This window comes from Atribacter laminatus (assembly GCF_015775515.1).
Lineage (GTDB): Bacteria > Atribacterota > Atribacteria > Atribacterales > Atribacteraceae > Atribacter > Atribacter laminatus.
In genome coordinates this window covers 2,131,971-2,153,379 of sequence record NZ_CP065383.1, presented here as the reverse complement: position 1 = coordinate 2,153,379, position 21,409 = coordinate 2,131,971, and the positions used below count along the sequence as shown (strand labels likewise).

The 21,409-nt window shown below is 40.5% G+C and carries 16 protein-coding genes; 15 read left to right on the top strand and 1 reads right to left on the bottom strand.

The annotated features are described in order from the left end of the window. The first annotated feature begins 50 nt into the window (after positions 1 to 50). The 8 genes from RT761_RS09640 to RT761_RS09605 all read left to right on the top strand — a co-directional run bounded on the left by RT761_RS09640 (position 51) and on the right by RT761_RS09605 (position 9,509). Positions 51 to 1,580 (top strand): sugar ABC transporter ATP-binding protein, encoded by a 1,530-nt coding sequence (locus RT761_RS09640; protein WP_218111212.1) that lies wholly within the window; start codon positions 51 to 53, stop codon positions 1,578 to 1,580. Further along, entirely contained in the window at positions 1,564 to 2,601 is a 1,038-nt protein-coding gene (locus RT761_RS09635; RefSeq protein WP_218111211.1) for an ABC transporter permease, read from the top strand. Before RT761_RS09640 ends, RT761_RS09635 begins: the two co-directional genes overlap by 17 nt. A 15-nt stretch (positions 2,602 to 2,616) precedes the next feature. Then, positions 2,617 to 3,492, top strand: a complete 876-nt coding sequence (locus tag RT761_RS09630) for a sugar phosphate isomerase/epimerase family protein (RefSeq protein ID WP_218111210.1) — start codon at positions 2,617 to 2,619, stop codon at positions 3,490 to 3,492. 239 nt (positions 3,493 to 3,731) lie between these two features. Then, the gene (locus RT761_RS09625; protein WP_218111209.1) at positions 3,732 to 5,258 is read left to right on the top strand and encodes a sugar ABC transporter ATP-binding protein; all 1,527 of its coding nucleotides are present in this window, start codon (positions 3,732 to 3,734) and stop codon (positions 5,256 to 5,258) included. A gap of 233 nt (positions 5,259 to 5,491) precedes the next feature. Beyond that, positions 5,492 to 6,427: an ABC transporter permease gene (locus RT761_RS09620; RefSeq protein ID WP_218111208.1), complete on the top strand. Its 936-nt coding sequence runs from the start codon at positions 5,492 to 5,494 to the stop codon at positions 6,425 to 6,427. Between the two features lie 117 nt (positions 6,428 to 6,544). Next, the gene (locus tag RT761_RS09615; protein WP_246465345.1) at positions 6,545 to 7,465 is read left to right on the top strand and encodes a sugar ABC transporter substrate-binding protein; all 921 of its coding nucleotides are present in this window, start codon (positions 6,545 to 6,547) and stop codon (positions 7,463 to 7,465) included. A gap of 285 nt (positions 7,466 to 7,750) precedes the next feature. Then, on the top strand, positions 7,751 to 8,653 hold the full coding sequence (locus RT761_RS09610) for a polysaccharide deacetylase family protein (RefSeq protein WP_218111206.1): 903 nt from the start codon (positions 7,751 to 7,753) through the stop codon (positions 8,651 to 8,653). 43 nt (positions 8,654 to 8,696) lie between these two features. Then, positions 8,697 to 9,509, top strand: coding sequence for a DUF6544 family protein (locus RT761_RS09605; RefSeq protein WP_218111205.1), 813 nt, complete (start codon positions 8,697 to 8,699; stop codon positions 9,507 to 9,509). Between the two features lie 123 nt (positions 9,510 to 9,632). Here the strand turns inward: RT761_RS09605 and RT761_RS09600 are convergent, their stop codons facing one another. After that, a complete protein-coding gene (locus RT761_RS09600) occupies positions 9,633 to 11,378 on the bottom strand; it encodes a dipeptidase (RefSeq protein WP_218111204.1) in 1,746 nt (581 codons plus the stop codon). 190 nt (positions 11,379 to 11,568) lie between these two features. On the opposite strand from RT761_RS09600, the gene RT761_RS09595 reads away from it, so the two are divergent. The 7 genes from RT761_RS09595 to RT761_RS09565 all read left to right on the top strand — a co-directional run bounded on the left by RT761_RS09595 (position 11,569) and on the right by RT761_RS09565 (position 20,823). After that, positions 11,569 to 12,597 carry a LacI family DNA-binding transcriptional regulator gene (locus RT761_RS09595; RefSeq protein WP_218111203.1) on the top strand — a complete coding sequence of 343 codons (1,029 nt, stop codon included), beginning with the start codon at positions 11,569 to 11,571 and terminating at the stop codon, positions 12,595 to 12,597. A gap of 137 nt (positions 12,598 to 12,734) precedes the next feature. Further along, the gene (locus tag RT761_RS09590) at positions 12,735 to 14,630 is read left to right on the top strand and encodes an ABC transporter substrate-binding protein (protein ID WP_218111202.1); all 1,896 of its coding nucleotides are present in this window, start codon (positions 12,735 to 12,737) and stop codon (positions 14,628 to 14,630) included. A 62-nt stretch (positions 14,631 to 14,692) separates the two neighbouring features. Next, entirely contained in the window at positions 14,693 to 15,697 is a 1,005-nt protein-coding gene (locus tag RT761_RS09585; protein WP_218111201.1) for an ABC transporter permease, read from the top strand. Between the two features lie 10 nt (positions 15,698 to 15,707). Then, positions 15,708 to 16,562: an ABC transporter permease gene (locus RT761_RS09580; protein ID WP_218111200.1), complete on the top strand. Its 855-nt coding sequence runs from the start codon at positions 15,708 to 15,710 to the stop codon at positions 16,560 to 16,562. Next, positions 16,563 to 17,555: an ABC transporter ATP-binding protein gene (locus RT761_RS09575; protein WP_218111199.1), complete on the top strand. Its 993-nt coding sequence runs from the start codon at positions 16,563 to 16,565 to the stop codon at positions 17,553 to 17,555. It abuts the gene before it with no gap. Continuing rightward, complete coding sequence (locus RT761_RS09570; protein ID WP_218111198.1) at positions 17,548 to 18,501, top strand: ABC transporter ATP-binding protein; 954 nt, start codon at positions 17,548 to 17,550, stop codon at positions 18,499 to 18,501. Before RT761_RS09575 ends, RT761_RS09570 begins: the two co-directional genes overlap by 8 nt. 48 nt (positions 18,502 to 18,549) lie before the next feature. Next, complete coding sequence (locus RT761_RS09565) at positions 18,550 to 20,823, top strand: glycoside hydrolase family 3 N-terminal domain-containing protein (RefSeq protein WP_218111197.1); 2,274 nt, start codon at positions 18,550 to 18,552, stop codon at positions 20,821 to 20,823. The last annotated feature ends 586 nt before the right edge of the window (positions 20,824 to 21,409 follow it).

Sequence of the window (21,409 nt, the reverse complement as noted above, 5' to 3'; positions counted from 1 at the left end):
GTGCAACGGGGAAACCCCCCGTTGCATTACTTTTCTAAATCCGATAAAAAATGGAAAAATACCAACTTTTAGTCTCTCTCCAAAATATCATCAAAATCTACGGCGTTCATAAAGTTCTTGATAATGTTTCTTTCGACTTAAAAAAGGGTGAGATTCATTGTCTGGTCGGTGAGAATGGCGCTGGAAAATCAACTCTCATCAAAATTCTGTCAGGAGCCATCTCTCCCGAAAGCGGTGAGTTATATATTACCGGTCAGAAAGTGGCGTCAATGACTCCCAGAAAAGCCATTGAATTGGGGATTTCCACTGTCTATCAAGATGCCGAGCTGGTTGAGTCTCTCACCGTTTCTGATAATATTTTCCTTGGTGATGAAAAATCAGCTTCTCTTCCCTTTATTGTCGATAAAAAAACACAATTTCAAAAAGCACAAGAAATAATCAACACTCTCCACATGAATTTACCGGTTGACGCTTTAGTGGAGGATCTCTCCGTTTCCCAAAAACAGATGCTTGAAATTGTTAAAGCTCTCTATCGTGATTCTAAAATCATCATCATGGATGAACCGACCAGCTCCCTCGGTTTAGAAGAAAAGAAAGCTTTGATGAGTATCATTCAGAGCCTTAAACAACGTGGTATCGGTATTATCTATATTTCACATTATTTAGAAGAAATATTTATGATAGGCGATAGAGTGACAATTTTAAAAGATGGAAGGTTAGTCAACACCTATGAGGTGGCTTCAGTTGATATAGAAACGGTGATTCGGGGTATGGTTGGCCGAGAGGCTTCAGCTTTTTATCGCAGAAAAAAATTTCCTATTGGTCCGATACAAGTCCAAATTCAAAATCTATCAAAAAAAGACGTCCTGCACCCGGTTAATTTTGAAATTAAAAAAGGTGAAATTTTAGGAGTTGGAGGTTTAGTAGGTGCTGGTCGTTCAGAATTGGTCGGGCTGATCTTTGGGATTCAGCAATCCGATAGCGGAAAGATAATCATCAACGGAAAAGAAGCCATAATTCATAACCCCCGGGATGCTATTCGAGCTGGCATCGGCCTGATAACTGAAGATCGTCGCAAACTCGGTCTCTTCATTGGCAGAAACCTCATTGAAAACATGGCCTTAGTCCATAATGACATTTTTAAAGGCTTTATCGTCGATCGCGATGAAGAAAAAGAACTCTCAAATCAAATGGTGGAAGAGTTATCCATCGCAACCAGTGATATCAATCAACTGGTAGAAGAGCTATCAGGAGGCAATCAACAAAAAGTGGTTATCGCCAGATGGCTTCTTGATGATGCCATTTTGTGTATCTTTGATGAGCCCACCAAGGGAGTAGATATTGGTGCCAAGCAGCAAATCTATGAACTCATAATAGAATTAGCCGAAAAAGGAAAGAGTATCATTATGGTCTCCTCTGATATGCCAGAACTGCTTTCTTTAAGCGACCGGATTGTAGTGATGCGCGATAACCGAATTGTGGAAATCCTTGATAACCATCAAATCAAAGAAGAAGATTTAATCAAAAAATTCATGGGGGTTGAGGAAAAGGGAGAAAGAACTAATGCAGACAAACCCTAGTATGAAATCACCTGATATGGTAAAGGGAACATTGGTTAAAAATAATAAGCTTCAATCGGTGATCCGAAGTCAGTGGTTTCTTCTTCTATTAGCTGAATTTCTGATTGCTATCATTACTGGAATCGTTAATCCCAGGTTTTTTACCATAAGCAATATTATTAATGTTTTGGAACAAATAGCCGTTCTTGGAATTGTCTCATCAGGAATGACATTATTAATCATTTCCGGTGAAATTGATATTTCAGTCGGTGCCAATATAGGATTATCATCCTGTGTAATGGCAATTATGATTAAAAGCGGGATTAGTGTCTTCCCTTCCTTTGTCATTGGTATTGCTCTGGCAATTTTTAGTAGTTTTTTAGTCGGGTTGACTGCTCATACCTTTAAAGCCCCTTCATTTATTACATCCCTGGCATTTATCAGTGTTTTCCAGGGAATCGCTTTGGCCATCACCAAAGGATCTTTTCAAACTATCTACGGCCAGGCTGAAACGATTGGTATGACTCGTTTAGGAAATATACTTCCTTTGAGCTTTGTCATCAGCTTGGGCGCTTATTTAATTGTTCATTTCATACTGGCTTATACCAAGTTTGGACGGAGAATTTACTCAGTAGGTAGCAATCCAGCGGCAGCATATCTCTCGGGTATTTCGGTGGTTAAAACCAAGTATCATGCTTTTCTTTTCAGCGGTTTTTTAGTTGGAATCGGCTCCATGGTTTTACTCTCGAGGATTGGCGCTGCCCAACCTTCAACCGGAAGCGGTATTGAGCTGAAAGCCATTGGAGCTGTAGTCATCGGTGGTACACCTCTATCGGGAGGAAAAGGAAGAATTATCGGAACCCTTCTGGGAGTCCTGCTCATGGGGATCATCTCCAATGCCCTCAACATGATGCGGGTGAACCCCTATTATCAACAGGTTACCTTTGGTTTACTCATCATCGCTTCGCTGGCTATGAGTATTTTTAGTTCCTATAAGAGTCATGCTCGATCAGGAAAAAGTACTAAAAAAGCTATTGGGTAAAAAGGAGAGCTTCTTATGAAAATTAGTTTTCACACTGATGCTTTTAATTCGTCAGTTTTTAATTTCGAAAAAGCCTTGCAATGGGCACAAAAAAATGATGTTCATTTTATCGAATGCGGATCTTTAGAAGGAGTTAATTGGATACATGGTTTGGGGTATTTCCCTCATATTTCTTTATCCGAAGACCCTCTGGAAATTAAAGAAAAGATGGAATCCTACGGTGTTGGTTTTTCTCAAATTGATGCAGCTTATCCTTTATCGGGACATGATGGTTTATTTTTCGGTGTGCAGTATGTTTTAAAAACACTCCCCTGGGCGAAGATTGCCAATTGTCCCAATATCGCAACTACTGATGGGTTGCTTAAACCAGAAGGACTCTCCGAAATCGATTGCTTGGAACTTATGAAACATGCTTATGGAACCATTATTGAGAAAGCCGAACGATATAAGATTAACATTAATATTGAAGTCCATGGATATTTCACAACGAAACCAGAACTTTTAGATAAAATGCTCAACTTTGCTCAAAGCGATTATTTTGGCTTGAATCTTGATACTGGTAATAGTTTTATAGCCGGTCAAGATCCAGTTGCTTACTGTAAACAATTTATTAAAAGAATTAAACATGTCCATATTAAAGATGTATCACAAAGTTTAGCAGATTCCTTGCGAGGAAAAGAAACCGGTATCGGTATTAGCCATGCAGCTATTGGTGATGGAGTAAATGCCGAAAACATTGTAACCGTTATTAAAATGCTCCGAGATTTTGGCTATAACGGTGTATTGAGTATAGAATGTGAGGGCCAGGGCGGACCATTAATCGAGAAATCTCTTCATTGGCTCAGGAAAACTCTCCAAATTTTGAACATTCCAGAGGAAAAAAGCCTTTAGCCTAACTTAAAAAAATAACCCTTGAATTTATAGCTGGAAAAATTGCTACAAAATAACTATTCATTAAACAATCGGTTACAATTAATCGATCTAAAATTTGCTGTTTTATCTTCGATTTTTAAAGAATGCACGATGCTTTGACAGAGGATATTTTCTATGATAAATTGTAATCGGTTGCATTATTTCATCTATAATCATAAATAGAACACATATACAAAATAAATGAGGCAGGGGAAATTATGAATCAGTTGAACTCAACCTTAAGCGTTCCTTTGGTCGTGATGAAGGGGATTATCAAACGTTTTCCTGGAGTTATTGCTCTTAACCAGGTTGATTTTGAACTCCTTCCCGGAGAAGTTCATGTTCTGCTTGGTGAAAACGGAGCTGGAAAGTCAACTCTTATTAAGGTACTGAGTGGAGCATTCCCTGCTGATAGTGGAGAAATTTTTATTTATGGTGAAAAAGTCATCATCGAATCTCCAGAAGTCCCTCTTAAAAAAGGACTTCGTTTTATTTATCAAGAACTCAATCTGGTTCCTCAAATTGATATTGCCCGAAACATATTCCTTGGAGTTGAACCGTTAATAATTCGGAATTTGGGTGTTATTAATACCTCTACCCTCTACAAAACTGCTTCCCAGCTTTTAGAACGCTTTAATATTCAATTAGATCCTCACCGAATAGTATCAACACTCAGCGTTACCCAGCAAAAAATGGTTGAGATTGCTCGAGCTTTGGTTACCGATGCTCGGGTTATCGTTCTTGATGAACCAACTGATGTTTTAGAAAGCACTTCTCGCAATGACCTTTTCAAAGTAATTAACCACCTCAAAAAAGAGGGTGTTGGCTTTATCTATATCTCCCACCGCTATGCTGAAGTTTACGAATTAGGTGATAGAGTCACCATCCTACGGGATGGAAAGAACGTTGGTACTTTTTCAATTCACGACCTCACTCTTGAAACTATGATTGAAAAAATGATCGGTGGGAAAATTGGCAAACAATATCCTTCCCTTCCGGCTCCTCGGGAACAAATTATTCTTCGATTGGAAAATTTTTATAAAGGCACATTGGTTCAAGGTGTTGATTTCTCACTTCGAAAAGGAGAAATATTAGGAATAACCGGTTTAATGGGAGCTGGAAAAACCGAGCTGGCTCGGGCGATCGCCGGTGTTGACCCACCTACCAGTGGAAATCTTTATATTGAAGATAAAAAAGTTATGGTAAGAACTCCTGAAGAAGCCATCCGTCATGGTATCTCATTTCTTACTGAAAATCGAAAAACTGAAGGAGTAATTCTCGATCAATCCTTAAGAAACAATTATGGACTACCCAATATTAATCGATTGAGTCCTTTCGGCATGGTGAAAATAAAAAAAATGAATGATGAGATAGATTTTTACATAAAAGAGCTAACCATCAAAACACCACATCGTTTTACCCTGGCAGGTCAGCTCTCCGGAGGAAATCAACAAAAACTTGTTTTAGCTAAGTGGTTAGGTACTCATGCCAAAGTCATCATTTTTGACGAACCTACTCGTGGTATCGACATCATTGGTCGTAGAGAGGTGTACCGAATTATGCAAGAACTCCTGGCTGAGGGAACCTCTATCATTATGTTTACTTCCGATTATGCTGAAGCCATGGAAATGAGTCATCGTGTCATGGTAATGCGGCGGGGTAAAATTGTGAAAGAATTTCCTCGTAGTTCAGCAAGTGAAGATGACATTCTCAAGGCCGCCATAGGTGTTGGAGAATTTCGTTAATTGTCAGTATTGCTCTCGCCTTATAGCGGCTGGAGATTTGAGGAGGTGGTTTAAAGAGAAGATTGTTTTTAGGTTTGTAAGAAGCCAAGAGAGATGATCAAAATTACCTTAAAATTGCCAAAAAAACTATTGTTTATTAAAAAAAGAAGATAAGCCTTTAATCAAGCATCGTTTAAAACAATGAAGCCTCATGTGATTCGCTTTAATAGAGTATATAGGGGAGGATAGGGAACATGGTTTCATCATCCCTGTTGAAGCAATTTCAACGGGCTACACAAGCTCTCTTAGGATTGGTTGCTATCAATGTGATTTTTTTCATTTTTGCACCAACCTACCGAGCAATCAGCAATTTCCAAACCATTTTTTCCCAGGCAACAGTCCTGGGTGTCATGGCGGTGGGCACCACGGTTGTTCTTCTATCCGCAGGTCTTGACTTATCAGTTGGATCGATTCTTACTTTTGTAGCTGTTTCTGTGGGCAGCATGCTCAACCTCCAATATCCAGTTTGGCTCATAGTATTCATCGCTCTCGGCATTGGCGCTTTTTGGGGAACCGTAAATGGCTTGATTATTGTAATCACCGGCGTTTCACCATTGATCGTTACTTTGGGGATGATGATGGTACTTCGGGGTTTCTCAGAATTGTTGGGTGCCGGAAAAGACATGTCTTCCTTTCCTCGTGCTTTTCGGGCACTGGGATCAGGCTATTTTATACCAGTTTTAATTATGGCTGCTGCTTACCTGGTGGTAGCATTTATACTGGGCAAAACTCGCCTTGGTTTTAATACCTATGCTATAGGAGGAAACCAGGAAGTCGCTCGTTTGTCCGGAATTAGAGTCAACAAATGCAAGGTCATTTACTACGCCATCGGTGGTTTAATGGCGGGACTGGCGGCAGTACTATTAACTGCCAGGTTAAATTTTGCTAATTCTACTTTTGGTCAGGGCATGGAAATGAATTCAATTGCTGCCGTGGTTATTGGTGGAACCAGCATGTCAGGTGGGATTGGTGGAGTTGGAAGAACGATCATCGGAGTCCTGATCATGACTTGTTTAGCAAGCGGATTAAGTCATATGGGAGTTGGTTCTTCCTGGCAACGGGTTTCTATTGGTATCGTTATTATTTTAGCTGTCTGGATTGATACCGCTCAACGAAAAAGAACTTTATAGAATGGGTGCTCTTTTACCAGCGAGTTTGAGTCTCTTTTTTTCCAGAAATAATAAACTTTTAATCAAAAGTCAATAAGGAAAAAATTAAAATTAAATCTGAAGGGGGGATTTATTGTGATGAAAAAGCTTTTTTTACTTGGAATATTGAGTCTTTTTCTTTGTGTTTTAGTCGGAAATGTGGCATTGGGTGAAGAAGAGAAAATTTCTATAGCCTATATAGGAGCCTCTACAGACCTGCCTTTTTGGATTACTTTAAGAAATGAAGCCCGCAATCAAGCTAATGAACTTGGTGTAGAGTTTATCGATCTCACTCCTCCCAGCATGGATGCTCAAGCTCAAAAGAACTCCTTCGATAATGCTATTCAAATGGGAGTTAGCGGAATTATTGTAGGCGCAGCTGACAGCAGGGCATTCGACGATTCACTGGACAAAGCAAGTGAAGTTGGAATTCCGGTAGTCGCCGTCGATACCGGCATCGACCATCCTCATATTGCCTCCCTGGTGCAAACTGATAACCTTTCCTCGGCCAAAATTGCCGGTCAATATATCCTCGACCACATGACTCGACCTGGAAAAGTATTAATCATTGGTGGTGTTTTAGGACACCAAACTGGCGATGCTCGTAAAAATGGCGTAACCGAAGTTCTTGAAGCTGCTGGGGTTGAAGTGATTTTCCGGGCTGCCGATTGGCTTCCAGAGAAAGCCTATGAAGTTGCCCAAAACGAGTTAGCCGCCAATCCAGACCTAACAGCAGTTTTCGCTGCCTGGGATCCAGGAGCTATGTCAGCGAAATCCGTGGTAGCCGAAAGAGGACTGACGGGAAAGATTATTATTGTTGGATTCGATGGCGATCCAGCTAACTTAAAAGCAATTAAAGAAGGTGAAATCCTGGCTACCATCAAACAAGATAACGTGAAAATGGGTCGTGATTCAATCTCGCTCTTGGTTGACATCATTAATGGGAAAGAAGTGCCAAAATATATTCCGATTGATGGTTTTATCATCGATCAAAGCAATGTGGATGAATTTCTTCAATAAATAGAAAACTTTTTAACCGATGTCTGGTTATTTAAAAATCAACCAGACATCGGTTTTTTATTACTTTTTTTAATGCCCCCCTGAAAAACAGCGTTTAGTTATAATTTTAGCTTTATTCTGATCTTCTTTCGTCAAGACAAAAAGAAAAAAAAGTCGTCCCTCATCCCTATCCTTTTTACTCCTTCCCCCTTAATTATTTTTATGCCTATTCAAAACTTAAAAATTCCACCAATATCCAATTATTTTCTATGAAATATATTATAATCAACAGCAGGAGGTACCCTCATGAATGATGTTTTTGTTCTCTTGGGAATTGATATGGAAACCGATATCGGCAGTTTCACTCCCTTTTTGCAAGGAGTTGAAAAGGGAACTCCTTTACTTTTAAAACTTTTTAATAAAAAAGGAATTCCGGCAACCTTTTTATGGGTGGCCGATATCATATCGCAGTTTAAACCCTTGACCAAAGAGATTGAAAGATGTGGTCATGAAAATGGCTGTCATACTCTCCAACATGAGACGCTTGGTGAGCCATACTTTGATATTCCCCTCATTAAGCCAGTGCTCTCTGAAGAGGTTGCTTATCGAATTCAAAAAGCAACTGAAATAGTCGGCGACGTCATTGGAACTCAACCCCTTTCTTTCCGTACCACCCGGTTTTGGGGAAACGAAATAACCTTGAATACATTGAATGATTTAGGTTATTTAGCCGACTCGTCTTACCCAATGTATTATTATAAAAAACAGCTTACCCCTTACCATCCTTCACGAGAGAATTGGACCGAAAGTGGCAATTTAAATATTTTAGAAATTCCAACCTTTGCCGACTTAACCATTGAAAGCCACGATGAATACGGACGAGACCGTGATCAGTGGCCAATTTTTCGAATCGAAGGTTCCCAGGTATTAATGAATCATATCGAAAACATGATTACCTACTTCTCCGAGCGAAACCTCCCTAAGGTTTTTTGTTTTTATCTCCATCCTTGGGAATTTATTGAGGTACCCAGTCGGCTTACTTATGGAGAAGCTACTATCGAACCATTTCCCTTTATAACTAAAAACTGCGGTCTGAAGGCCCTCCAAGAGCTTTCCATCCTTATTGATGAATTGCTTCAGATTGGGGGACAATTTTATACTTTTCAGGATTTCGCCAAAATTTGGAACAAACAACTGAGTGATGAATGATGGGTGAGGCACCATCTTATTAGTATTAGAAACGGAGGTCGCAATGAAGGCACTATGCATAGTTATTTTAATTCTGGTAATTGTAGTTGCACTATTTTTAGTTGGCATTCACATCAAACCTCGACCATTTCCCCCCTTCCCACGGTCGGCTACATTAATCCTAAATACAATTCCCTTACCAGACGGTTTACCAAAACCGGTAGAACGTTTTTACCAATTAATATATGGGGATAACATTCCGGTTATTGATTCAGCAGTTGTCAGTGGTCGCCTACGCCTTCGTATTATGGGTATAACCTTCCCCGGACGATTCCGCTTTGTCCATGAAACCGGGAAAGGATACCGTCATTATATTGAGTCCACTCTCCTTGGTTTTCCTATTATAAGAGTTAATGAGTTCTATTTAAACGGCAAAGGTCGTCTGGAACTCCCCTTCGGAATCAGTGAAGGTCCAGAAATCGATCAAGGAGGCAATCTCGGTATGTGGGCAGAGTCTACATTTTTTCCAGCCATTTGGTTGACCGATCCCAGAGTTCGTTGGGAACCGCTCGATCAAGATTCAGCAGTTCTAGTTGTTCCCTTCAGAGAGAAGGAAGAGCGCTTTATTGTGCGATTTGACCCTCAAACCGGTTACTTAAAACTTATGGAGGCCATGCGCTATAAAAGCTCTGGTGATAAGCATAAGGTGCTTTGGCTTGCTGAAACCTTGAAATGGGGTTCTGTCGATGGACATTTTCTTATGGTAGAAGGAAGTGCCACCTGGCTTGATGAAGGAAAACCCTGGGCAGTTTTTACCGTTGATGATGTCGTTTATCAAGCAGATGTAAGTAACTACGTAAATGCTTATGGTTTATAACTAATTTGGTGTTTCGAAACAATGTATCTGTTTATCCTTAAGCTCATTTGTGGAATTATTAAATAAAAATATACCATAGGTTAAAAATTGATTGGGCACAATAAGTTGTGCCCAATCAACTAATTAATTCCTTTTTTTATAAGTTATTGGGCCTTGCGACCAATCGGTAAGATCCAACCATTCCTGAGGATAACCCACTTGTTGGGCCATTTTTTTAGGTTCGCTAAACATACCGTCGTCATAGCGGACGATGAGTTGGTCGGCAAAGTTCCACCATTCTTTTACCAAAAATTCGGCGTTTTGTGTTGAATAATTGGTAAGATATTCCCGAGCCAAATCCGGATTCGATTGATAGATTTCCAGCGCTGTCTTTTGAACTACTGGTAAAAGTTCCAGCATCTTTAACTCATATTTATCCTGCATGAGGGCGATATCAGCTCGCATTGCTTTATAATTTAAATTTGCCCAATTGGAAACGAAATTGAAAGCCCACCAGGCACTGTCCCGGCTAAATTGTGCAGTATCGACCTGAGAGAAAGATAGAGGAAGGGATTGAACTCCAGCAAAAAAGGGAATAAATAATGTTTCAGAAGGCTTATCCAAACCGACCCATAAAATCCCTCCGATTGGATCAGGAAGGTCGGCTTTCCCTTGACAAATAGTGGAATAACCGCAATAAAATACCGATATTGGTCTTTCCCAGGCTCCGAGCAACTCCCTATTTGGGTTTCCAACATCACCTTGTCCATCATTCGGTCCGTAGCAACGGCTGGGATTCCCAAAGGGTCCGGCTGCGATTCCTTTGGTCAGGTCAAACTCGGTTCCTTCATAATGATCCCGCATCAGCATCATTACATCTCTTACGCTGAGCTTTTGATCGGGTTGAATTGAAAAAGGATAATCCCGAGTAAAGCCATCCTCAACCCAGGGAGAAAACTCACGAGAGGGTGCAACCATTGAAAAAAGCCGCCATACCCGGCGCAAGGAATAATAGGGATGATTATATTCACCAAGGCTCACGGTTTTCAACCAATCAAGATGGCCATCGGCCGCTTTCCACCAGCCATGTTTTTCGGCTATTTCAAATAAATTGGATGAAAAAAGAATATCAGGATCATCTGGATCGATCTCTCGAATACGAAACTGATTTGCAGCAACAAAGATTTCACCGTCGGGCACTTTTTTTGCAACCCATAACCCACCGGTTTCATCTGGTGAAGGAGCCATTTCCATGACCCAGGCTTCTTTGGGATCAGCTACTGGCAAGGTTTCTCCAGTACCGTAATATCCGTATTCATCGATTAGTTTTCCCATAAGCTCAACCGCTTCTCGAGCGGTTTTGCAGCGTTCCAGTGCAACACGTGATAATTCTGAAGAATAAAATATCAGTTTTTCCGGTTTTGGATCAAGCTGTACTTTTGCTCCGTCGGTGCATTCTCCAAACATGAGCTGATTTTCATTCATAATGCCGTATGAACCGTCAAAGTAAGCATAGGTATGGGCGACTTGAGGAATATATCCCAAAGGAATTGATTGAGGAAACCCGGGGGTATTGTATCCTGGCCCACGATCAGTTGCATTGATCCGAGGATAAAAAAAACTGGCATATTGTGGAAATTCATCGATTGCCGCTGCTGAGCAATAAACTGGTCGGAGTTCACCCTCTTGGTGATCCATGGCTGGCACATAAATAATCCTCTGGTCGATAAGATGGTTATCATCGGAATGAGCAACCAGCATTGAACCATCTATAGTGGCGCCTGGAGTGACAATCAAAGTTGTACAAGATAAAGCTGTTGACTGAAATAACAATACTAGAATAAAAGTATAAATCATTGATAATAGCAATTGCTTTTTGAATGAGATCATTTTAGCCCCCTCTTCGAAGAATTTTTTACTTTCCAAATTTCTCCTATTTATAATATCTCAAAAATTTCCATTCTTGAATAAAATTTTAATATTTAAAGAAAAAAATTACTTGAATATTGAAATATATTTCTTGACATAACTATAATAAAAAATTAGAATAAGAGAAAATCTAAAACGTTTTAGGTGTATAATGTCGGTTACCTTAAAAGATGTATCAAAATTAGCTGGAGTATCACTTGCTACGGCTTCTTTAGTGTTAAATAATCAAAAAGGAGTCTCCGAGAAATCAAGACTAAAGGTTTTAGATGCTGCACAAAAGCTCGGCTATCGTCCCAATATCCTAGCTCGAAGTTTGATCAAAGGGAAAACTAATACCGTCCTTCTCTGTGCCTTTATAAAAGAACAAGGTAAACTTTCTGCCTTTTATGGGGAATTGATTAACAGTCTCCTTACTGCAGTATCCTATCAGGAATTTTATCTCCAGATGGTAGTCAAGGGCGAATTCTATAATGGACATCCCTTAGATAAGAGAACCGCTTTCTTGGATATTGCTCATAACCGCTTATTTGAAGGACTGATTATTCTTTCTCATTGGCCAATTTCCTATTCCGAGGTTGGCGATCTTGTGAAGGAAAACTTCCCCTTTGTTATCGTTAATCAGAAAGTTGATGGCGAAGGAGTAAGTTACATAGACATTGATCATTATGGGGGTACCAAAGAAGCCATCAATTATTTAATTAAAAAGGGACACCGACGTATTGCCCATATACGCGGTCCGATGGATCATCTCCATGCGCAAGAACGTTATAGGGCCTATGTCGACACTCTCCTTGAAAATGAAATTTCCTTAAAAAAAGAGTATATTATAGAAGGTAACTTCCGACGTCTCAGCGGAAGAACAGCCATGGAAAGACTTCTCGAAAAAAAACCTTATCCAACTGCTATATATGCTGCGAACGATAAAATGGCTATTGGAGCGCTTCAAGCTGCTAAAGAAAATGGCTTAAATGTTCCTCAAGATTTAGACATTGTCGGGTTTGATGGAATTGAAGCGGTGAAATATACTGATCCACCTCTTCCAACTGTTGAGCAACCGCTTGAAGAATTGGGAAAATTGGCAGCAACCATGCTTATAGAAAACATTAAAGGAGGCGATAGAAGAAAGGTTATTTTACCTTGTCGATTGGATACCTGGGATAATCTAAATCAAAAAACTTAATAATAATTATTGTAGAATTTCCATAATTTTTTTCGATCTTTCAGGGGATATTCATAGATTTACAGGAATTAAAGCAAACCGTGTTAAAAATAAATTATTTTGGAGGCTGTTAATTAAATATAAAGGAGGAAAGTTTAATGAAGTATAGGTGGGGAAAATGGTTATCATTGGTTTTAGGCTTGCTTTTGCTTGTGTCTTTCGTTGCCTCTGCACAACTTCCAGCAGGAATTAATCGAGGAGAAACCTTAGTTGTAGACCAATTAACCGGTCGGGTTGGAATGCCCAATAACTTTAATCTCTGGGCTGGTTGGAGAAACCAGGATCGTGGAATCCAACAGCTGCTCCTCGATCCACTGTGGACAGTTGATTACGCCACTGGAGAAATCATTTCTGGTATGGCAGCCGGTCTTCCGGTTTATAATGATGATTTCACCCAGATGACCATCAATTTGCGTGAAGGTTGCACCTGGAGCGATGGAGCTCCGGTCACTGCCGATGACGTTATTTTTACCATTGACATCCACATTAACACTCAAGGGCTCCTCTACCACGGACCAATGGCCCAGTATGTTGATAAGGTTTCTAAATCCGACGACCTTACTGTGGTTGTGGACCTTAAAATTCCAAATTCTCGTTTCCATACCCACTTCTTAGATCGTTGGGGATGCCTCCGGATCATGCCGAAGCATATTTTCGAAAATGTTGAAGACCAGTTGACCTTTGAATACAATCCTCCGGTGGGCAATGGTCCCTATGTATTGTTTGATTATGATCCAGCTGGATTCTGGACACTCTGGGAAAGAAGAGAAGATTGGGACAAAACACCAACTGGAAAACTTTTTGGAGAGCCTCAACCGAAATACGTTCTCTTCCAATGGTTTGAAAGCGAAGAAGGAAAGATTCTTTCCCAACTTCGTCATGAAATAGACATGGCTCAACACACTCCAGAAGGTCTGCGTGCTGTTTTAGATAAAAGTGACGCTGCCCGTGGTTGGAGAAGAGATTGGCCTTGGGTAGTCAACATTGACCCTTGCATTACTGGGATAATGTTCAACAACATGGTACCACCCTATGACAATAAAGAGGTGCGTTGGGCTTTAACCTTGTCAATTGACATTGTTGAATATATGGCGATTGCATTCGACTTAATGGCACCAGTCAGCAACCTTCATCTCCCTCCAGTTCCTGCTTATCTAGAAGCTTTCTTTATCCCAATGCAGGATTGGTTGAAAGATTTCGAACTTGATTTAGGCAATGGAGAAACTTTCAAACCCTACGATCCTGATGTTCCCAATCGAATCGTAGAAGCCGCTAAAGAAAGAGGCTATCCAATACCGGATGATCCAGCCAAAATACAAGAATTATTTGGCATAGGATGGTGGAAGTACGCTCCCGATGTTGCTGAAAAATTACTCAAGAAAAATGGTTTTACCAAGGGTGAAGACGGAAAATGGCTTTTGCCCGATGGATCTCCATGGAAAATTAACCTTCTCTCTGACCCCAGTCCTACTCATCATCAGTTGAAAAATGCTAATGCTGCTGCTGAACAATGGAGGAAGTTCGGAATTGACGCTTCAGCAGGACCAACTGAAGCTTTCAACACTTTGGTCCTTAATGGTGAGTTTGATGTTTCCACACAATGGCCGGCTGCTGAACCTTGGGGTGCTGGCGTTGACCTTTCTCGAACCTTTGACCCCTGGCATTCACGTCTTCTCACTCCTATTGGAGAACCAGTAGCACTTGGCCCCGGTGGAGCAGCCCGATGGTGCAACCCGGTTTTAGATGAAATCATTGAAAAGCTGGAAAAAACCGATCCATTTGCTGCCGTTGAGGAAACTGTTGAATTAGGAATTGAAGCTTTAAAAATCTTAGTCGAAGAAATGCCAACTATTCCAACTTATGGTTATTGTGGTGCTGTTGCCTGGGATGAAACCTATTGGGTAAACTGGCCAGGAGCAGAAAATCCCTATAGTCAACCCTATCACCATTGGCCAAATCTTAAATACATGCTTCCATTGTTGAAGAAAAAATAATACCAATTGCTTCGAGATACCCTGGTGATAATTCACCAGGGTATCTCATCAGGGGGTAAATCATGAGATTTTTCAGAGATTATTTGATCCCAAGGATAATTCAATATATAGTAGTTATTTTTTGCGGAATCACAGCAGTGTTTTTTATACCCCGTTTAACCGGCCAAGATCCGGTTTTAGAAATGATCGCCCAAATTCAATCTCAAGGATCCTCCTTAGACCCAACAGCAGTAGACAGCCTTATGGGAACTCTCAAGGAACTCTATGGTTTAGAAGGGACTCTCTTCCAACAATATGTAACTACCTGGAAAAGAGTATTTGCCTTAGATTTCGGTCCTTCTTTTTTCCAATTCCCTACTCCAGTTTCTGAACTCCTCAAAACCTATCTTCCTTGGACTATTGGACTTTTCGCCACTTCAACCCTCATATCATGGATATTGGGAAACATATTAGGGGGTATTGCCGGATATTTTTCTCGTAAAAACTGGTCTAAAATTATAGATGCTCTCATCATGATTGTCAGACCTGTTCCTCATTACATATTTGGTATTATTGTGCTCATTCTTTTTGGCTACGTTTGGCAGCTTTTTCCGGTTGGTGGAATGATGTTAGGAAGGAGAACTGTTCTGAACTGGAGATTCATTATGACCATACTGCGTTATTCTTTTCTTCCGGCGTTGACTCTGGTCATTCTTGGCGGTGCTGTCTGGTTTCAACAAATGAAACTCCTGGTTCAAAATGTAAAAAGAGAAGATTATGTTCAATATGCTCAAACCGGAGGGGTAAAAGAAAGATTTATCATTTATCGTTATGTATTACGAAACGCCATGTTACCACAAATTACCCAGTTGGCCTTAGCTTTGGGGCAAGTATTTAGCGGAGTTTTGATCGTTGAAATGGTGTTTTCCTATCCAGGAATCGGTTTGCTCCTTTACCGGGGAGTAACCCGTGGCGATTATAATCTGGTTATGGGGATTACCGTTCTTTCTATTCTCACTATCACTACAGCGGTTTTAATTTTAGATCTCTTCTATCCATTGTTCGATCCAAGAATCCGACATAAATAGGTGGTAAAATATGGGAGTTTTAAAAGACCTTTTCAAGGATTATCGATTTGCCGTAGGTTTTATCCTTATCTGTTTTTTGTCCTTTTTAGCCATAGCTTCATTTTTTTCACCCTATGACCCTATAGAGTGGCTGCAGGTTCCGCGGGATAAAGCTCCGTCTTGGTCCAATTTACTGGGAACCAATTCTAAAGGCCAGGATGTTTTTTGGGAGGCAACTTTTGCCATACGTAATTCGCTTATAATTGCCCTTATTGCTGGACTCATTTCGAGAGTCATTGCAGTCATGGTCGGGTTCATAGCCGGATACAAAGGGGGCATTTACGACCGAGTGCTGATGGGAATCACCGATGGACTGTTAGTTATCCCTCTGTTTCTAATTTTAGTTTTGGTAGCTATGTTATTGCGCGAAGCTTTAACTTTAGTGAGTACCGGTCTCCTATTAGCTTTTTTCGGATGGGCATGGGACGCAAGAACCATTCGGTCTCAAGTTTTAAGCCTTCGTGAGCGAGAATTTACCCTAACTTCAGTTCTTTCTGGAAATGGTACTCTTTCATTGGTAAGCAAAGAATATCTCCCTTTAACCATTCCTCTAATTTTCTCAACACTTATTAATAATATAGCCTGGGCTATCGGGATGGAAATTGTTTTAGCGATCCTCGGTTTGGTCAGCTTAGATATTCCCACCTTAGGTACGACATTACAGTGGGCAATTAACTATCAAGCCATTCTTCTCGGACACTGGTGGTGGATACTAACCCCGGTTATTTTAACCATCCTCCTTTTAGTCGCTCTCTACTGGTTTTCAATCAGCGTGAGTGAATATTTAGATCCCAGGATGAGGATTCAAAGAATAGGAGCAAAATAAATGAAGGGAATCGTTGAAGTTGAAAAACTCCAGACTTTTTATGTTTTAGAATACATGGGAAAAAAGAAAACTGTTAAAGCAGTTAATGACGTGACCCTAAGTATACCCGAAAATGAAATTTATGGTATTGCCGGAGAAAGCGGCTGCGGGAAAACCACACTTCTCAAAGCCTTATTTGCTTCTATTGAACCTCCCCTTCAGTTGTTTGAAGGAAAGGTAAGTTACTTGATTAAAGGCAATTTTATCAATGCACTCACTCTTAACGGGAAAGAAAAAAGAGAGTTGCGTTGGACTTATATCTCTTATATCCCCCAAGGATCGATGAGTGTTTTTAATCCGGTTAAAAAGCTAAAGGTAACCTATTTGGATTTTCTGGAAAGTCACGTTCGAGGAAAAGCCGGTCGCGAGCTTCTTTCCTTAGCTCGCCATCATCTCGAACAATTAGGTCTTTCTCCTCATATTTTAGATGCATTTCCCCATCAATTATCAGGTGGAATGCGACAAAGAATCGCTATTGCCCTTTCCACCTTGCTGAAACCTCAGGTAATTCTGGCCGATGAACCAACCACAGCTCTTGATGTCGTAGCCCAAAGAGCAGTTCTCCAACTTATGCGGGATATCCAGAAAGAACTCAAAAATACCTTTGTACTAGTTACTCATGACATGGGCATTCATGCCAATATCACTACAAGTATGGCAATTATGTATGCCGGTAAAATTGTTGAGGTGGGTCCGACTCAAGAAATTTTTTCTAATCCCCTCCAACCCTATACTCAGTTTCTCATAAACTCGCTTCCTCGGATAGGAGATAAATCAAGCAAAAAGAGTGTGCCCGGTGCTCCTCCTTCTCTCCTCAATCCCCCATCGGGGTGCCCTTTTCATCCAAGATGCCCTGAAGTTTCTGATCTTTGTCAAGATAAGATGCCCGCTCTTAATAACAGCACTCATAAACATAAAGTTGCTTGCTGGTTAAGGAGGGAACCAAGTGTCTGAAATTCTTAAAGCACGAAATCTAACCAAAATTTATTCCTTAGGAGGATTGTTCTCTCGAACGAAAATTACCGCGGTGGATCGGATTTCTTTTTCTATTCAACCAGCTGAAATCTTCACTCTGGCTGGAGAAAGTGGCTGCGGAAAAACGACAACTGCTCGAATGATTCTCGGATTTGAATATCCGACCGCTGGTGAGCTACTTTATGAAGATCAAAATTTGGTTGAGCTGAGAGATAAAAAAGCCTGGTTTAAAAAGGTTCAAGCTGTCTTCCAAAATCCTTTCGAAACTTTTAACCCCCTGCGCAAAGTTGAAGATTATTTCTTCGAAACCATCCAAAACTTCCATTTAGATAAGAATGAGAGAGAGACTGAGGAGTTAATTGAGGAAAAGCTCCAAGCAGTTGGCTTATCTCTTTGCGATATTGCCGGAAAATATCCCGGTGAACTTTCTGGGGGACAACTGCAACGAGCGTCTATTGCTCGATCTCTTTTAACCAATCCCTCGCTTCTCATTGCTGATGAGCCGGTATCGATGGTTGATGCTTCTTTGCGAATGTCGGTGGTAAATCTTTTTCGAAAAATGTGCGATTCCTTTCAAGTGAGCGTTATCTACATCACTCACGACCTGGCTACGGCTTACTATATCAGCGACCGGATTGCCATTATGTTTCGAGGGCATATCGTTGAAACCGGACCGGTTGATCAAGTGCTGGAAAATCCGAAACATCCTTACACCAAGCTCCTTATTGAATCCATTCCTCAACCGGATCCCCAAATACCAGAAAAAGCTGCCATTCAGTTTTTGGAAGAAAAAGAAGAGTATCTGCGTAAGGGGTGTAAATTCTCCGGCCGTTGTCCGGAAGTTATGGAAATCTGCAAGCAACAAGTACCGGAAGATACCTCTTTAGATGGTACTGTAGTGAAATGTCATCTTTACCAAAAATAGCTTTGCTTGGTATTACCATTAAAAATATAAACTTGGAGTGATAATCTTATGAAAAAAGGAATTCACATGATTGAAAATCTTCTATCACAAATGACTTTAGAAGAAAAGATTGCCCAGTTAGGTGCGGTTCATGCTTATCAATTGGTGGAAAACGATTCATTTTCGCCTAAAAAAGCCAAAGAGCTCCTCCGTCATGGAATTGGCCAGATTACCCGCCTGATAGGTGATCCCGATACCGAACCCCAAATTGCTGTGGAAATAGGAAATGCAATTCAAAGTTTTCTTAAAAAAGAAACTCGTTTGCAAATTCCAGCAATTATCCATGAGGAGTGCTTGAGCGGACTTACCGGAAGAGGGGCCACAGTATTTCCCCAAGCTATTGGTTTAGCCAGTACTTTTTGCCCTGAGTTGGTTGAAAAGATGACTACCGTTATCCGTAAACAAATCCGTAGCATGGGAGGTCATCAGGGTTTAGCTCCAGTCCTGGATATTCCTCGAGATCCTCGCTGGGGTAGAACCGAGGAAACCTTCGGTGAAGATCCTTATTTGGTTTCGCGATTAGGTGTTGCCTATATTCGAGGACTTCAAGGAGAAGACCTTCAAACCGGGGTTATTGCCACCGCTAAACATTTTACTGCTTATGGCATTTCTGAGGGAGGAAGAAATATGGGACCAGCCCGAGTGGGAAAAAGAGAACTGAGAGAAGTATTTCTTTTCCCCTTTGAGGTTGCGGTAAAAGAAGCTCAGGTTGGTTCGGTTATGAATGCTTATCATCATATCGATGGTATTCCCTGTACTGCTTCCCGATACCTTCTTACCAAAGTCCTCAGAGAAGAGTGGGGATTCTCTGGAATAGTTGTGTCCGATTACGAAGCGATTAAAATGCTTGTAACTCTTCATCATGTCGCTCAAAATTTCAAAGAAGCTGCTCAGAAATCTTTGCAAGCTGGTATTGATATTGAACTTCCCGATACGATTTGTTATGGTGAACCTCTTTTTGAAGCAGTTCGGGAAGGATTAATTAACGAAGAGCTAATCAACGAGGTGGTCCGAAGAGTATTGATTACCAAAATGCGTTTGGGTCTTTTTGAGGAAGAGATATATATTAACCCCGATCGGGTGCCATCTCTTTTAGATCCTGAAGAAAATCGTCATTTAGCTCGGGAAATTGCCCAGGCTTCAATAGTCCTTCTGAAAAACAATGATGTACTCCCTCTTAAAAAAGATCTTAAGACTTTAGCTATCATTGGTCCAAATGCCCGGGAAGGTCTTCACCTCCATGGAGATTACAGCTATTCAGTCCATATTCCCAGCGTGCAAGCCTGGAAAGGAAAAGAAGCAGTTTGGCAGGATTCGACCAATACCGTAAATGTTTTTGAAGGAATTAAAAATAAACTTCCTCAGGGAGAGATACTCTTCGCTAAAGGATGTGATCTCAGCGGAAATTCACAAGAGGGCTTCGAAGAAGCTCTTGAAATTGCCAAAAAAGCACAAGTTATTATTGCAGTTATGGGTGAGAAAAGCGGTCTTTTCCAACAATCTATTTCCGGCGAAGGCAGCGATCGTCCCGACTTAGAACTTCCGGATATGCAGGGAGAGCTTTTAAAAGAATTAAGTCGGCTGAAAAAACCCATCGTTTTAGTGCTTATCAATGGAAGACCTCTTGCTCTTCAATGGGAAAAAGAATATATTCCTGCTATTATTGAAACCTGGTATCCAGGTGAAGAAGGAGGCAATGCAATAGCTGACGTTTTGTTCGGAGACTACAATCCCGGAGGGAAGCTTCCTATTTCCTTTCCTAAAGAATTGGGACAACTCCCCGTTTATTACAATCGAGTTTCATTAGCTTTTAATGAATATATTTCTACCGATTCTCATGCTCTTTTCCCCTTTGGGCATGGTTTAAGTTATACCCACTTTGAATATTTCGACCTGAACATTTCCCCAAAAGAAATTAAATCGCTGGAAAAAATTGAAATTCAATGTAAAGTGAAAAATGTCGGTCATCAAGCTGGTGATGAAGTCATACAGCTCTATATCCAAGACCCGATAGCATCTCTAGTTCGTCCGGTTAAAGAGTTAAAAGGATTTAAGCGAATACATCTTGAACCTGACGAAGAACGAACAATTTTATTTAGCCTTTTTCCCGATCAATTGGCCTTTTATGATGAGTATATGCGGTTAATAATTGAACCAGGCCTTTTTAATGTAATGGTTGGTTCATCATCAGAGGATATCCGACTTTCAGGTCAATTTGAAGCCATCAAAGAATTTCAGTTAACGAAATACCGGCACTTCAAAAGTGAAGTTAGTGTTCAATAAGGAAAATTTAATGTAACGACCTGCCATGGCATGTCGAATCTTGGGTATTCACTCTTATATGGTATCACCAAGTAGTATAACTGTTTATCCTGTAAATACCATCAAATGAATTCTTTAATCGGTCATCCTCAAGCCCTCACAAAGAGAGGGCTTGAGGATCTCATCTTTTGATTCTTTTTTTTTATTTCCTCTCCCCTCAAGGGAGAAGGAATTTTGAGTCGTCATTGCAAGACCTGGTTTTTTGAGGTCGTGGCAATCTCTTCAGTCATCTTTTATTATGTGTGATATTGTGGAATTGGTATAAATGAGATGCTTATCATGTCCGGTAAATGCTACCTTCCTCAGAATGAAAGAATGGCTCAATGAGATTGCCACGACGCATAGGACGCTCCTTGCAATGACGGAACAGGAAAATATTCAAATTCTTCTTACCCCCTTTTTTAAAGGTGGAAACGATTCCTAGATACCTATTTTCATTGTCATATGGTACTAAAAAAAATGTCACGGGCTTATTCGCAGGAGAATCATCAGAATGCAGCGGAAAGGCTATCTTTCTTTATTCAATTATTTCTTATATGATTTTTTT